Below are 14,339 nucleotides of genomic sequence, written 5' to 3'. Positions count from 1 at the left end.
CTTCCTCTTTCGACCCCAGGGCACACGAGTTCGACGTGAGGCTGCGTCACCTGTCGCTGCGTGACTTCCGCTCCTACAGCGAAGCGGAAGTCGATCTCACCGAAGGAGTCACCACATTCGTAGGACTCAACGGCCAGGGCAAGACGAATCTCGTCGAAGCCGCCGGCTACCTCGCGTCCCTGGGGTCGCACCGTGTCTCGAACGACGCTCCCCTCGTCCGGTTCGGTGCGGAACGCGCCTTCGTCCGTGCGGCCGTCGTCCGTGATTCACGTGAAACAGTGCTCGAACTGGAAATCGTGCCCGGCCGAGCGAACCGGGCACGCGTAGGGCGATCGGCTGCCACGCGCCCCCGTGACATCCTCGGCACGCTGCGTACCGTGCTCTTTGCGCCGGAGGATCTGGCTCTCGTCAAGGGCGACCCCGGAGAACGTCGCCGCTTCCTGGACGAGTTGCTCGTGGCTCGCCAGCCTCGGTGGGCTGGCGCACGCTCCGACTACGACAAGATCCTCAAGCAGCGCAACGCCCTCCTCCGTTCGGCGCAGCCCGTCCTGCGAAAGGGAAGCCGGGGCGGCACGCTGACCCCCGAAGAGGCCGTTTCACGTGAAACGACTCTCGACACCTTCGTCGAGTGGAACACCCACCTTGCCGCGGTGGGCGCCTCTCTCCTCTATGCTCGCCTGCGTCTGCTGCGCGATCTGGCACCGCACGTGGCGTCGTCGTACGACGAGGTGAGCGCGGGCCGCTCGGAGGCTCGGCTCACGTACGTCTCGTCGCTGCCGGAGGCCGTCGCTCGTCGGATCGCCGACGGCGAGGTGCCCGAGCGCGAGGAACTGGAGAAGGCCTTCCACCAAGCGTTCGAGGAGATGCGTCAGCGCGAGATCGACCGGGGCGTGACCCTCGTCGGGCCGCACCGCGACGACGTCACGCTGACACTCGGTGACCTGCCCGCGAAGGGCTACGCCAGCCACGGTGAGTCGTGGTCGTTCGCCCTCGCCCTGCGTCTTGCGGCCTTCCACCTCCTGCGCAACGACCTCAAGACCGACCCGGTTCTCGTGCTCGACGACGTCTTCGCCGAGCTCGACGCGGGACGACGCGAGCGCCTGGCCGCCATGGTGGCCGACGCCGAGCAGGTGCTCATCACCGCCGCGGTGGCCGAGGACGTCCCCGACGCACTCAGCGGGCGCACGTACTACGTGACGAAGGGGTCGGTCTCCGCCGAGGAGGCGGATGCTGCCCCGCTCACCGAATCCGGCACCACCTCGGGGTCGGCCGACGCAACGTCCGATGACGGCGGTGCCGATCATGACTGACGGCGACGGCGACGGCCGCGGGGACGAGTCCACGGACGCCCGGTCGACGCACGCGGCACTCGACGAGAGTTCGGTGGAGGCACCCGCGACGTCTGCTGTCGAGGACGACCCCCTGACGGCAGCCCGAGCGGCGTTGGCTCGCGCTCAACGGGGTGCCGCCGAACGCGGGTTCCGTCCGGGGTCTCGACCCATGCGTCGAAGCCCACGCGCCACGGACACACACGACGCGCGCAAAGGACGAGGCGGACGCAACGGTCGCGACCCGCTGCTGCTCGGCAACAACATGAAGCGACTGCTCGAGGACCGCGGATGGAATGTCGATGTCGCCGCGGGCACCGTGATGTCACGGTGGGCCGATCTCGTCGGACCGGGTGTCGCGGACCACGCCTCTCCCGTCAGCTTCGAGAACGGCATTCTCACGGTACGGGCGGAGTCGACGGCGTGGGCGACCCAGCTGACCTTGCTTGCGTCGACGATCATCCGGTCGATCGAACAGGGCGTCGGTGACGGCGTGGTGGCGGAGCTCAAGATCGTCGGTCCCTCTGCCCCCAGTTGGGTGCGAGGTCCCCGACGTGTCGCCGGGCGTGGTCCGCGGGACACCTACGGCTGACATTTCCGACACAACGCAGTCCACCGCTAGCGTGGTATGTCCGGCGCCATAGGGGGCGCGATCGCTTCACCCCGCGTTTCACGTGGAACATGAGGACGGAACGAGAGGTGACGAATGAACGATCCGAACGGTTTCGACGAGTGGAATCGGGGGATCGACCGACCCCCGTCACGCGGCAGTGGCTCCGACCCGGGTGCCGAAACCGAGCCCGGTGTGGCCGACCTGTGGGGTCAGGCCAGCGAACCGGTGCCCTACCGCACCTCACGCCGACCCGACTGGTTGGCGCCGGCGCTCGTCATCGTGCTCGCCAGCCTCGCGTTCGCCACGGCGTGGTTCATCACCCGGGGATCGGGCAGCCGGCCACCCGTCGCTCAGCCGTCGGCGGCCACGGCTCCCTCCGACACACCGTCGTCCAGGACGCAGCCGCAGACCGGGACAGCCGCTCCATCGACGTCCGAGGCGCCGACGTCCTCGTCGACGACGCCCTCCTCCTCCGCGGCGACCAAGGCATCCTTTCCTGCCGGTACCGTGGCGACGTGTGGCTCGGGCGAGGCCGTACCCACGTCCAGCGTTCGTCTCGCCCGCGGCACGAACTCCACCTGCTCCTACGTCGCCGACGTCGTGACCAAGGTCAACGCGCACCTCGCGGAGAATCCGGGTGCCACGACCTACACGGTCAGTCCGTACAGCTCCTCGTTGCGCAAGGTCGTGACGTTGCACTGCACCCGCGCCGACCACCTCTCCGAATGCACCGGTGGTTCCAACGTTCGTCTCTGGGTGAGCGACAGCGTCGGCTGAACTGTGGCAACCGGCGTCTCCTCCTCCACCTAGACTGACGGCGGAGAGGGGAAGACGATCACCATGTACGAGGACGAGACACGGGGCTACCGCAGTCGCCGAAGCCACACGAAGCACCGACGTCGTGGGTCACGGCCGACCGGACGATGGCCGACAGCGGGGGCGCGTCGCAGCAGTACCACGGAGAACCCCCTCGCGGGCCGAAGCAGTGGCTCGTACCGGTGTTGCTCGTCGCTGCCGCGATCGTCGGCTTCGCCGCCGTCACCTTCTTCATATCCGGGGGCGACGAGACGCCGGCGAGCACCCAGTCCTCGACCGTTGCCTCGGCACCGTCCTCCACGCCCAGCGACCCGAGCGCTGCCGAGGCCACCTTCCCCAACGACAGCGTGACGACGTGCGGCCAGGGCGACCCCATCACCGTTCCCGACATCCGCATTGCACGCGAGTCGAACACGAGCTGCGCTTACGTCGTGGAGATCCGGAGCAACGTGCTGGCGCACCTCGCCCAGGATTCGGGCGCTACCTCGTTCACGATCAACCCCTACAGCGTCGCGAAGCGCGCGTACGTGCCGCTCACCTGTGAACGCTCCGATCACCTCAGCCTCTGCACGGGTGGCACTGCTGTGAGGGCGTGGGTGAAGGACTCGGTCGGGCCATGACCCACGACGAGGAGACGCGCGCGTCGGGCCCCGAGCACGACGCGGAACCGAAGACCCCGGCGTTCTGGAACGAGCCAGAGGCCGAGACGCCGGAGCGGCGATCGCCCTCACGTGGCCTTGTCATCGCCGTCGCGCTCACATCCGTGCTCGTCCTCGCGCTGGCACTGGGGGCGCTCGCCCTGACGCGCGGACAGAAGGACGCATCCCCGCCGCCGCCCTCCGACCCCGCTACCTCGAGCGACGCGCGGTCGACGTCGAGTTCCTCCTCCTCGAGTTCCTCCTCCTCGAGTTCCTCGAGCAGTTCGTCCTCGGCGCCGTCGTCGACGACGAGCGAGACCGGTGGCGACTCCCGAACCGCGGCGCCTGCGCCGTCGTCCCCAGCGCACAGTGAGAGCCGAAGCTCCGTGGCCGAGGCTCCGACCAGCACCCCGACTCCAACGCGAACGGGTCTGACGCCGTTCCCGGCCACGACGTGGAACCTGTGTGGCGACCGCACGAGTCAGCAGACCAACACCGCCGTTCAGGTGCGCCAAGGGCAGGGGCACTATTCGAGTTGCCCCTTCCTCGTCACCGTGCGTGACGCAGCGTTGAGCCAGGTGGCGCGAAAGCCTGACACAGCCTCCTTCCCGTTGAAGGTCTACAGCGCCTATCGCAAGGAGAACGTCGCCGGTTCCGACGGGTACATCGACCTCACCTGCTCGCGCCGGGGTGGGCTCGTCAACTGCTTCCGGGCGAGCGATCCCGACGTTGACATCTGGGTTCAGGAAGGCGCCGGCTGATCCCCTTCAGATTGGACGCGCGACACGTCGCAGACGGCCCCGAGCGCCTTCGGTGGCCCCAGGGACGATCCCCGGCACGCCGGGCGAGAGAAAATCGCGGAAAATGCCTGTGTGGGCATGTTTCGGGGCAGTCCTGCGTCCACTGACCCGGTAGAATGGACACGATCAGGACCTGCCACCCTCTCTCGGCCTTCGTACGCCGATCTGTGACGTTCGACCCCGTGTCGCGTCCGCACCACCGTGGCAGGCACCGCACGGTGAAGGAGCACAGTGGCCGACCAGCCCACGCACGACGACGCGACGAACGAGCCGATCCCCGGCGGCGAAGCACAGCAGGTGCTTCCGCCCGAGGCACACGTGCGCTCGCAGATCGACACCGAGTACGACGCCAGCGCCATTCAGGTCCTCGAAGGCCTCGAGGCGGTTCGCAAGCGCCCCGGTATGTACATCGGCTCGACCGGTGAACGCGGCCTGCACCACCTCGTGTGGGAGATCGTCGACAACTCTGTCGACGAGGCCCTCGCCGGCCACGCCGACCGCGTCGACGTGACGATCCTGCCGGACAACGGTCTACGCGTCAGCGACAACGGTCGAGGCATCCCGACCGGCCGCAACGAGCAGTACGACATGTCGACCGTCGAGCTCGTCCTCACGCAGTTGCACGCCGGCGGAAAGTTCGGCGGCGGCGGCTACAAGGTCTCCGGTGGTCTGCACGGCGTCGGTAGTTCCGTCGTCAACGCGCTCTCCACGCGCCTCGAGGTCGAGGTGCGCCAGAAGGGCCACGTCTACCGCATGGAGTTCGAGGGCGGCGTGCCGCTCGGCCCCCTGCGCGAGGAGGAGGCCACCGACGAGACCGGTACGACGATCACGTTCTGGGCCAGCCCCGAGATCTTCGAGACGACGACGTACGACTTCGAGACGGTGCGCGCTCGCTTCCAGCAGATGGCGTTCCTCAACAAGGGCCTCACCATCGCGCTCACCGACGAGCGTGCCGAGGTGCTCGACGAGGGCGCGGCCGACGAGGCCGCTGCTGACGCAGCAGCCGAGGGCGGCGACGCGGAGACGGCCGACGCCGCAGCCGAGAAGGCGAAGAAGGGCAAGTCGGTCACGTACCGCTACGACGACGGTCTGCTCGACTACGTCAAGCACCTCAACTCGAGCAAGCGCGCCGAGGTCGTCAACGAGGACATCATCGCGTTCGAGGCCGAGGACACCGAGCGTTACCTCTCCGTCGAGGTCGCGATGCAGTGGACGACGGCGTACAACGAGTCGGTCCACACCTACGCCAACACGATCAACACGCACGAGGGTGGCACGCACGAAGAGGGCTTCCGCGCCGCGATGACGAAGCTCGTCAACGACTTCGCCCGCCGCGAGAAGCTGCTCAAGGAGAAGGACGACAACCTCACGGGTGACGACATCCGCGAGGGTCTCACCGCCGTCATCTCCGTCAAGCTTGCCGAGCCGCAGTTCGAGGGCCAGACGAAGACGAAGCTCGGCAACTCCGAGATCAAGGGCTTCGTCCAGGCCGCAGTGCGCGACGAGTTCGACCACTGGCTGCAGATGCACCCGCGCGAGGGCAAGGCCATCGTCAACAAGGCGATTGCCGCCGCTTCGGCGCGCATGGCGGCCCGCAAGGCACGTGAGACCGCACGCCGTAAGGGCCTGCTCGAGGGCGGCGGTCTGCCGGGCAAGCTCAAGGACTGCCAGAGCAAGGACCCGAGCCTGTCCGAGGTCTTCATCGTCGAGGGTGACTCCGCAGGCGGCTCCGCCGTGCAGGGTCGTAACCCGTTCAACCAGGCGATCCTGCCCATCCGAGGCAAGATCCTCAACGTCGAGAAGGCCCGCATCGACAAGGTGCTCGCCAACCAGGAGGTCCAGGCCCTCATCTCCGGTTTCGGTACCGGCATCGGCGAGGACTTCGACATCGACAAGGCGCGCTACCACAAGATCGTGCTCATGGCCGACGCCGACGTCGACGGCATGCACATCCGCACGCTGCTGCTGACGCTGCTCTTCCGCTTCATGCGCCCGCTCATCGAGGCCGGCTACGTCTACCTCGCGCAGCCGCCGCTCTACCGCCTCAAGTGGAGCAACCACGAGCACGAGTTCGCGTTCACCGACCGCGAGCGCGACGCGATGATCGCCGAAGGTCAGTCGAAGGGCCGTCGTCTGCCGAAGGACAACGGCGTCCAGCGCTACAAGGGTCTCGGGGAGATGAACTACCAGGAGCTGTGGGAGACCACGATGGACCCGGAGGCGCGCACGCTCCTGCAGGTCACCCTCGAGGACGCCGCGGCAGCCGACGAGATCTTCGCCGTGCTCATGGGTGAGGACGTCGAGTCGCGCCGCAGCTTCATCCAGCGCAATGCCAAGGACGTCCGCTTCCTGGATATCTAACCTCTGTCGCGCCTTCTCAGCGCGCGGGCTTCAGGGTCTGCTCCTTCGTCGCATCCCCTGCTTCCCGCGCTTGATCGGCGGCGCGACGTCGTGGGCGGTCGGCTCCCGTAGGGGGCGTCGCCGTCCGGGGTCGGATCTGACGCGAGGTGCGCGCTGGGTTGCGATCCTTGCCAACTGAACATCGTGTTTCACGTGGAACGGTCGGACGTTCCCGTCCTTCGTTTCACGTGGAACACCACCTAAGAACTCAATGAATTTCCCTTCGTCGAAGGAAAGAAACTATGTCTGACGACACGAACCTGCCGGGTGACGACGCGGCCGACCTCCCCGAGGTGCCCGCCGGAGACCCCGACGCGCCCGTGAGCGGCGCCGCAGCGGCCACCGCCGGCACGCCCGGTGACGGCGAGACGCCGAAGGTGCCGAACACTCCGGAGGCTCGCGCCGCCGTCGAGGCCCCGGTCGCCCACCGCGTCGACCCCATCGACCTCAACGCCGAGATGCAGCGCAGCTACATCGAGTACGCGATGAGTGTCATCGTCTCCCGTGCGCTTCCGGACGTGCGTGACGGCCTGAAGCCCGTGCACCGCCGCATCGTCTACGCGATGTACGACGGTGGCTACCGACCGGACCGTGGCTACAACAAGTGCAGCCGCGTCGTCGGTGATGTCATGGGTCAGTACCACCCGCACGGTGACTCGGCCATCTACGACGCCATGGTGCGCCTCGTTCAGCCGTGGTCGATGCGTTACCCGCTCGTCGACGGCCAGGGCAACTTCGGTTCGCCGGGTAACGACGGCGCCGCCGCCCCGCGATACACCGAGTGCCGCATGGCGCCGCTCGCGTTGGAACTCGTGCGCGACATCCACGAGAACACCGTCGACTTCGAGCCGAACTACGACGGCAAGACGATGCAGCCCACCGTGCTGCCGAGCCGTTTCCCGAACCTGCTCGTCAACGGCAGCGCCGGCATTGCCGTCGGTATGGCCACTCAGATCCCGCCGCACAACCTGCGCGAGGTCGCCGACGCCGCCCAGTGGCTGCTCGCCAACCCCGAGGCGAGCCGTGAGGCGCTGCTCGAGGAGTGCCTGCGCCGCATCCCAGGCCCCGACTTCCCGACGGGCGCCCTCATCATGGGCAAGAAGGGCATCGAGGACGCCTACCGCACGGGTCGCGGCAGCATCACGATGCGCGCCGTCGTTAACGTCGAGGAGATCCAGGGCCGTCAGTGCCTCGTCGTCACGGAGCTGCCCTACCAGGTCAACCCCGACGCCCTCGCCGAGAAGATCGCCATGCTCGTCAAGGACGGCAAGATGGCGGGCATCGCGGACATCCGCGACGAGACGTCGGGTCGTACCGGCCAGCGCCTCGTCATCGTGCTCAAGCGTGACGCCGTGGCGAAGGTCGTGCTCAACAACCTCTACAAGCACACGCAGCTTCAGCAGAACTTCGGCGCGAACATGCTCGCCCTCGTCGACGGTGTGCCCCGCACGCTGCCGGTCAGCGCGTTCATCCGCTACTGGGTCGAGCACCAGATCGACGTCATCCAGCGACGCACGCAGTACCGCCTCGACGAGGCCGAGAAGCGCATCCACATCCTGCGCGGTTACCTCAAGGCGCTCGACGCGCTCGACGAGGTCATCGCCCTCATCCGTCGTAGCCCCACGGTCGAGGAGGCCCGCGCCGGCCTCATCGACCTGCTCGACGTCGACGAGATCCAGGCCAACGCCATTCTCGACATGCAGCTGCGCCGCCTCGCGGCCCTCGAGCGTCGGAAGATCATCGAGCAGCACGACGAGATCCAGGCGCAGATCGACGACTACAAGGACATCCTGGCCAAGCCGGAGCGTCAGCGTCAGCTCGTCTCCGACGAGCTCGCCGAGATCGTCGACAAGTACGGCGACGACCGTCGCAGCCAGATCGTGCCGTTCGACGGCGACATGAACATGGAAGACCTCATCCCCGAGGAGGACGTGGTCGTCACCATCACGCGCGGCGGCTACGTCAAGCGCACGAAGGTGAGCGAGTACCGCAGCCAGCGTCGCGGCGGCAAGGGCGTGCGCGGCGCGACGCTGCGCGGCGACGACGTGGTCGGCCACTTCTTCACCACGTCGACGCACGACTGGCTGCTGTTCTTCACGAACGCCGGCCGCGTCTACCGCACCAAGGGCTACGAACTGCCCGAGGGCTCGCGCGAGAGCAAGGGCCAGCACGTCGCGAACCTGCTCGCGTTCCAGCCGGGCGAGCAGATCGCCCAGGTGCTGCGCTTGCGCACGTACTCCGACCACGAGTACCTGCTGCTCGCCACCCGCAACGGCCTCGTGAAGAAGACGCGCCTGTCCGAGTACGACTCGCCGCGCTCCGGCGGCCTCATCGCCGTCAACCTGCGTGACGGTGACGAACTCGTCGGCGCCAAGCTCGCCGAGGCGAGCGACGACGTCCTGCTCGTCTCGCGCAAGGGTCAGGCCGTGCGCTTCGCCGCCACGGACGACTCGCTGCGCCCGATGGGCCGCTCCACGTCCGGTGTCACCGGCATGAAGTTCCGCGACGGCGACGAACTGCTGTCGCTCAGCGTCGTGCCCGAGGGTTCGAACGAGGTGGAGCGCGGCGCCGCCGAGAAGCTCTACGTCTTCGTCGTCTTCGAGAACGGCCTCGCGAAGCGCACCCCCGTCGAGGAGTACCCGACGAAGGGCCGCGCGACGCTCGGCGTCAAGGTCGCCACGATCTCCGAACGAGGCGGCGACCTCGTCGGCGCGCTCGTCGTCGAGAACCGTGACGAGGTCATGGTCGTCATGGAGAAGGGCAAGATCGTGCGCAGCGCCGTCAGCGAGGTGCGCGAGACCGGGCGCAACACCCAGGGCGTCCAGTTCGCCACCCCGGGCAAGGGCGACTCCATCGTCGCGGTTGCGCGCAACGCCGAGAAGGAAGCCGAGGAAATTGCCGACGAGCAGGTAGGTTCGGATGCGAATACGGCTGATGACGCAGAGGTGACAAACCCCTCGGAGGACGCCGTTACCGCCGAGAACGACGAGTCGGGAGACAGTGAGTGAGTAACTCGCGAGAACCGCGCACCAAACTGCCGGGCGCTGAGGCGACCGCAGCGGCACCACGCCAGGGACGCCCGCCGCAGCAGCGCGTCGCGTCACCAGCCGGCCGCTCGGCCGCGGGAGCGCCGAAGGGCGGCGCGGGGCGTCCGGCACCGCGGCGCACCACGCCTCGTCGCGTGCGCCTCACCCTGTCGCGCGTCGACACCTGGTCGGTTCTGAAGATCGCCTTCCTGCTGTCCGTGGCCGTCGCCATCGCGTCCGTCGTGCTCGTCGCGACGCTGTGGACCGTCCTCGCCGGCATGGGCACCTTCAGCGCCGCCAACGACATGCTGCGCACCCTCGACCGTCAGGGATCGCAGTTCGACATCCTCGACTACGTCGGATTCGGACGCGCCATCTCGTTCAGCATCGTCATCGGCGTGCTCAACATCATCCTCATGACGGCCATCGCCACCCTCACCGCGTTCCTCTACAACATCTGCGCCTCCCTCGTCGGCGGCGTGCAGTTGACCCTCAGCGACGAGTGAGCTCCCTCGGCCCGTCTTCCGGGCTGGGCAGCTCGCAAGCTCGCTGCCCAGCCTCGGTGCGACAGGCCTTCGGGGGCGGTCGGCTTCCAGCGTGGTCTCGTAAGGTCTGCGCTGGTCCGGTTGGTCTGCTGCTGGGTTTTCAGGCCCGCGGGAGCTGTTTCGAAAGCCCTCACCACACTCGTGGTGGGGGCCTTCGGGCGTCTGTGGGCATCCTCGGTTCGGGCCGGTGCAGATGTGTGGATCTGGCCGCGATATATCGCCGTCAGATCGGCAGAAGTTCCCCAGATCCGGGTGGGGCTCGTCTGCGCGACGGCCCCTGCGTCGCCGGTGCCCCTCGGATTTGCGGGGCGCGCGCGGCGTAGGGTAATCTCAACGCTCGTGCCGCTCGGTGAACGAGCAGGCGCGGAAGCGGTGCAGGGGCCTATAGCTCAGTCGGTTAGAGCGCTGTCCTGATAAGACAGAGGTCACTGGTTCAAGTCCAGTTAGGCCCACCACCACTGCCCCTCGAGTTCGCTTGGGAGTTCCCGATGTACAAGGTTCTTCTCGCCGCCGCCGCCGCGGCGACAGCCATCTACGCGAACAGTGAGTACCAGAAGCAACAACTGGGCAAGGAGCTGTGGGCGAAAGCGACGGATCAGCCGGAGAACACCGCACCGGGCAAGAACTGACCGTCACCCTCCGGGGGTATGGCGCAATTGGTAGCGCACCTGCTTTGCAAGCAGGGGGTTAGGGGTTCGAGTCCCCTTACCTCCACCCGAAACCGAAGGCCCGCACCAGGGATGGTGCGGGCCTTCGGCGTAAGCATCGGTGCAGGTCAGCGGCACTTTGCTGCATCCGTGTCGTCGTACCCGAGGTTCGGTGACCGGTGCGCATTGGTACTAGATTGGTCGAATATCGGTATGAGTCTGTGTTGGGTCGGCTGCGTCTCGTGCGTCCTGAGATCCGCGGGATGACGCGGGTGGTGAACCGGCGATCCGACCATGTGCGCCCGTGCGTCCCGGCGAAAGCCACAATTACGCACTCGACCGGCAGCCTCGCGCGCGGGCCCTCAGTCTTCGCCGGAAGCGCGAAGCAGCGGAACAAGCCCGGAAGCCGACGACCACCGATCCGGGGAAGCACGATCACTGCTCGTCGGTGACCTGAGGGAGGGACACCTGCGTGAAGAACGGCGGGGCCGGCACCGATACCACGAAGACGACAGCTTCACGGCGGGTGCTCCCCATCCCGATGACAGTGCTTCCCTGGCTGGTCGACCTCGCAGGCGATCGCCCCAAGTCCGACTGGCTGTTTCCGAGCACCCGCAAGGCAGGTTGCGCGATCGCCACGCAGTTCCCCAACCAGGCCCTGACTCGAGCGATCACGAAGGCGAACGGGGGTCGGCCGGAACAGGGCCCCCCGCCTCACCGTTCACGGGCTGAGGCACACCTTCGCCGCCATCTCCCTCTCCGAGGCCGGTGCCGACCTCCTGAGCGTCTCGCACGCGATGGGTCACGCCCGCCCGTCGATCACGCTCGACCGGTACGGGCACCTCTCGAAGAAGGGTCTCGCGCCGCTCATGGGGAAGATCGACGCGATCGTCGCGACCATGTCTTGATCGGGCTGACCCGACCGGGATGCGTTCCCCGAGTAGCCATCGTTGTCGGTGCGGCCATCTAGGCTTGGACACAAGTCGGACGAGAGGGACTGCCAGTGACAGAAGCACAATCGGAGGCCGACCGTCGAGCGGTCTTCGTCATCCACGGGCGGAATGAGGCCGCGCGAAAGGGCCTATTCGCCTTTCTTCGCTCGATTGGGCTGGAGCCTATTGAGTGGTCCGAGGCAATCTCGATGACCGGACAGGGATCGCCGTACATCGGGGACGTCCTCAACGTCGCCTTCGGAGCGGCCCAGGCTGTGGTTGTGCTTCAGACGCCAGACGACGTCGCGCACCTTCATGAGTCGCTGACCTACCCTGGCGACCCAGAGACAAGCCCGCAGATGCAGCCTCGTCCGAATGTCCTCTTCGAGGCGGGCATGGCGTTGGCGCGCGATGCGGACCGGACCATCATCGTGGAGCTCGGTCAGATCAAGAGCTTCAGCGACATTCACGGTCGTCACGTGGTTCGTCTCGACAACAGCACGGCGAAGCGCCAGCAACTTGCCCAGCGCCTGGGCACCGCCGGATGCGCCGTCAACCTAGGGGGCACCGATTGGCACACCGAGGGTGACCTGACACCGCCGGCCCCGCCAGGCGGCGGGCTGCCGCTCGGTCGCAAGCTTCCTTCATCCCAGACGTCGGGCCAGCCGCGCCTTGAGGCGACCCTTAGCAAGTCAGGCAAGAGCCAGCAGCGCATGACCATCACCAACCACGGGCCCGGCGATGTGTATGACCTCGACTTCGCTCTGGCCGACGACCGGGAAAGCACGCGCGAGTGGCGCGAGGAGGGGTTCCCGGTACCGAGGCTGCCAGCTGGGAAGTCCGTAAGTGCTGCCCGGTTCCTTTCGATGGCGTCGTCATCGCCTGCCTACTTCACAGTGGTGCTTACCGGGAAGACAGCCGATGGTGTGGAGATCAGAGCTGAGGAGTTCGTAAGTGGACGATGAGTACACGATCCAGGTGTCGGTCCCGCTCGACGCAGACGGCTTCCTGCGTCGAGAGTGCCCGCACTGCGGGCGGCAGTTCAAATGGCACAACGGGCCTGCCAATGAGGAGGCAGAGAACCATGCCCGGCCAGCGGCCTACAGTTGCCCACTGTGCGGTCAGCCGGCCGCCGATGACTCGTGGAACACCCCAGAGCAGGTCGAGTTGTTCGAACCGGTGGCCATGCCTGTGGTGCTCGAGGCCGTGCAGGACGAGCTTGAGTCGATGTTCCGCAGGACGAAGGGATTCACGTACCAGCGCGGGCGGGATGACGTGACGGAGCCGGCCGAACCACTCGTTGAACCCGACGACATGGTCATCGTGACCTCGCCCTGCCATGACTTCGAGCCGGTGAAGGTCCCTGAAGATCACACCGGGACTCTCTACTGCCTCATCTGCGGGTCGGCGTTTGCCGTGTGATCGGAAGCGTTGACCGAGGAACGAGGACGCCGTCGATCGAACCCGTCTTCGGGAGCAAGAAGGGATGTGCGCCCCGTGTGCGCCCCGAGGCTTTCAGGAACCCTCGTTTATCAGGCAAAACTTGACTATCCTCCCTGCTTTGCAAGCAGGGGGTTAGGGGTTCGAGTCCCCTTACCTCCACTGAACGACGAAGGCCCTCACCGCACAGGTGAGGGCCTTCGTCGCGTCACGGGAGCAATTGGCGCGGCGACCGTAACGAAAGAAGGGCCTCGTGGGCGCGGTGACGCTCCCACGAGGCCCTTCTCGGGCGAAGCCTGCTTTCCCTGTGCGGAGGCGGGCCAGCACTCAGAGGTAGGCGATCGGGTCGAACTCGTCGATCGGGATGATGCGCAGACGCGGCAGCGTCGCGTTAAACGCCTTGACGTCGTGCTCGAGGTCGAAGAACTCCATGCCCTGCGCCTCGAGGGGAGCGAAGCCCGAGTTGCGGAACTCCTTGAAGCCGATGAGTCCCACCTTGCGCGAGCCTCCGAGCAGCGGCTCCACCTGCGGCAGGAAGTCTCCGTCGTGGCTGACGAGCATGACGTCGGCCTGGTAGGTCCGCAGCGCGTCCAGAGTCTTCTGGATGGCCATGTCGACGACCTTCTCGTCGGACGCACCGGAGAGCGGAATCGGCTGGTAACCCAGGGCCGTCAGCGCCTGGATGAACGACATCGGCAGCTCGGGGCCGTTCGCGGCGAGGAAGAACAGGCCCTTGGCGTCCTGACGCCACTCCTGCTCCGCGAAGCGCAGCAGCCGATCCCAGCGCGGCCGCTCGTCCGGGTGCGGTCGTCGTCCGAGGATGGACGTGCCCAGCGTCGCGTCGATGTTCTCGCCGTCGATGAGCACGTAGGTGATGCGCTTGGTTGCCATGCCTTCAACCTATCCGCACCCTGCCTGGGACGCCCACCGACCACGAATCTGGCGGCCGAACGGGCGCGAGGTCAGCCCTCCGCGGCCAGAGCCCCCGCGAAACCAAGCATGACGACGCCCGTACCGCCCTCGACACCGCGGTTGACGAGCGGACGTGCCAGTGCATCGCGGGCACGCGTGGCCAGCCCCACGACGGCGAGGAGTTGAGTCCCCGATAGTGGTGTAGCGCGGTCGCTGACCTGGTCCCGGTAGTGGACAGGGGT

The 14,339-nt window shown here is 67.1% G+C and carries 13 protein-coding genes, 2 tRNA genes and 1 pseudogene; 14 read left to right on the top strand and 2 right to left on the bottom strand.

Annotation, left to right across the window (positions count from 1 at the left end; translation table 11 throughout):
• Positions 1–35 precede the first annotated feature (35 nt).
• From recF to EVU97_RS13415, 14 genes and pseudogenes are all read left to right on the top strand, one after another.
• A complete protein-coding gene (recF, locus tag EVU97_RS13475; protein WP_129666542.1) occupies positions 36–1,310 on the top strand; it encodes a DNA replication/repair protein RecF in 1,275 nt (424 codons plus the stop codon).
• A complete protein-coding gene (locus EVU97_RS13470) occupies positions 1,303–1,920 on the top strand; it encodes a DUF721 domain-containing protein (RefSeq protein WP_129666540.1) in 618 nt (205 codons plus the stop codon). The genes recF and EVU97_RS13470 overlap by 8 nt, the downstream gene beginning before the upstream one ends.
• A gap of 114 nt (positions 1,921–2,034) precedes the next feature.
• Positions 2,035–2,718 (top strand): hypothetical protein, encoded by a 684-nt coding sequence (locus EVU97_RS13465; RefSeq protein WP_129666538.1) that lies wholly within the window; start codon positions 2,035–2,037, stop codon positions 2,716–2,718.
• Positions 2,719–2,864: 146 nt separating this feature from the next.
• Positions 2,865–3,377 (top strand): hypothetical protein, encoded by a 513-nt coding sequence (locus EVU97_RS13460; protein WP_129666536.1) that lies wholly within the window; start codon positions 2,865–2,867, stop codon positions 3,375–3,377.
• The gene (locus EVU97_RS13455) at positions 3,374–4,156 is read left to right on the top strand and encodes a hypothetical protein (RefSeq protein ID WP_047310853.1); all 783 of its coding nucleotides are present in this window, start codon (positions 3,374–3,376) and stop codon (positions 4,154–4,156) included. The genes EVU97_RS13460 and EVU97_RS13455 overlap by 4 nt, the downstream gene beginning before the upstream one ends.
• A 270-nt stretch (positions 4,157–4,426) precedes the next feature.
• The gene (gene gyrB, locus EVU97_RS13450; RefSeq protein ID WP_370448540.1) at positions 4,427–6,556 is read left to right on the top strand and encodes a DNA topoisomerase (ATP-hydrolyzing) subunit B; all 2,130 of its coding nucleotides are present in this window, start codon (positions 4,427–4,429) and stop codon (positions 6,554–6,556) included.
• Positions 6,557–6,837: 281 nt separating this feature from the next.
• Positions 6,838–9,603, top strand: coding sequence for a DNA gyrase subunit A (gene gyrA / locus EVU97_RS13445; protein WP_129666534.1), 2,766 nt, complete (start codon positions 6,838–6,840; stop codon positions 9,601–9,603).
• Positions 9,600–10,127, top strand: coding sequence for a DUF3566 domain-containing protein (locus EVU97_RS13440; RefSeq protein ID WP_118913923.1), 528 nt, complete (start codon positions 9,600–9,602; stop codon positions 10,125–10,127). The genes gyrA and EVU97_RS13440 overlap by 4 nt, the downstream gene beginning before the upstream one ends.
• Before the next feature lie 417 nt (positions 10,128–10,544).
• Positions 10,545–10,621: transfer RNA gene (locus EVU97_RS13435), tRNA-Ile, on the top strand.
• 33 nt (positions 10,622–10,654) lie between these two features.
• Positions 10,655–10,795, top strand: coding sequence for a hypothetical protein (locus tag EVU97_RS15040; protein WP_165357973.1), 141 nt, complete (start codon positions 10,655–10,657; stop codon positions 10,793–10,795).
• Positions 10,796–10,807: 12 nt separating this feature from the next.
• Positions 10,808–10,880: transfer RNA gene (locus EVU97_RS13430), tRNA-Ala, on the top strand.
• 625 nt (positions 10,881–11,505) lie between these two features.
• A pseudogene (locus tag EVU97_RS15365) lies at positions 11,506–11,721 on the top strand (tyrosine-type recombinase/integrase); the annotation flags it as partial.
• Positions 11,722–11,816: 95 nt separating this feature from the next.
• Positions 11,817–12,710, top strand: coding sequence for a TIR domain-containing protein (locus tag EVU97_RS13420; protein WP_205744925.1), 894 nt, complete (start codon positions 11,817–11,819; stop codon positions 12,708–12,710).
• Entirely contained in the window at positions 12,700–13,167 is a 468-nt protein-coding gene (locus tag EVU97_RS13415) for a hypothetical protein (protein WP_205744924.1), read from the top strand. Before EVU97_RS13420 ends, EVU97_RS13415 begins: the two co-directional genes overlap by 11 nt.
• Positions 13,168–13,512: 345 nt before the next feature.
• Here EVU97_RS13415 and EVU97_RS13405 read toward each other — a convergent pair whose 3' ends face one another.
• The gene (locus EVU97_RS13405; RefSeq protein ID WP_047310850.1) at positions 13,513–14,076 is read right to left on the bottom strand and encodes an NYN domain-containing protein; all 564 of its coding nucleotides are present in this window, start codon (positions 14,074–14,076) and stop codon (positions 13,513–13,515) included.
• Between the two features lie 71 nt (positions 14,077–14,147).
• The coding region (locus EVU97_RS15155) for a hypothetical protein (RefSeq protein ID WP_370448539.1) at positions 14,148–14,339 on the bottom strand (192 nt) is incomplete at its 5' end.

Origin of the sequence: Dermacoccus sp. 147Ba, assembly GCF_004151355.1 — a bacterium.
GTDB lineage: Bacteria > Actinomycetota > Actinomycetes > Actinomycetales > Dermatophilaceae > Dermacoccus > Dermacoccus abyssi.
Note: the sequence above shows the minus strand (reverse complement) of the source record. Positions and strands in the feature narration are given on the sequence as shown.

What these genes read in the sequence shown, in the direction of transcription:
- EVU97_RS13470 (WP_129666540.1), top strand. Translation starts at nt 1,303, where the DNA reads ATGACTGACGGCGACGGCGACGGCCGCGGGGACGAGTCCACGGACGCC.
- EVU97_RS13465 (WP_129666538.1), top strand. Translation starts at nt 2,035, where the DNA reads ATGAACGATCCGAACGGTTTCGACGAGTGGAATCGGGGGATCGACCGA.
- EVU97_RS13460 (WP_129666536.1), top strand. Translation starts at nt 2,865, where the DNA reads ATGGCCGACAGCGGGGGCGCGTCGCAGCAGTACCACGGAGAACCCCCT.
- EVU97_RS13455 (WP_047310853.1), top strand. Translation starts at nt 3,374, where the DNA reads ATGACCCACGACGAGGAGACGCGCGCGTCGGGCCCCGAGCACGACGCG.
- gyrA (WP_129666534.1), top strand. Translation starts at nt 6,838, where the DNA reads ATGTCTGACGACACGAACCTGCCGGGTGACGACGCGGCCGACCTCCCC.
- EVU97_RS15040 (WP_165357973.1), top strand. Translation starts at nt 10,655, where the DNA reads ATGTACAAGGTTCTTCTCGCCGCCGCCGCCGCGGCGACAGCCATCTAC.
- EVU97_RS13405 (WP_047310850.1), bottom strand. Translation starts at nt 14,076, where the DNA reads ATGGCAACCAAGCGCATCACCTACGTGCTCATCGACGGCGAGAACATC.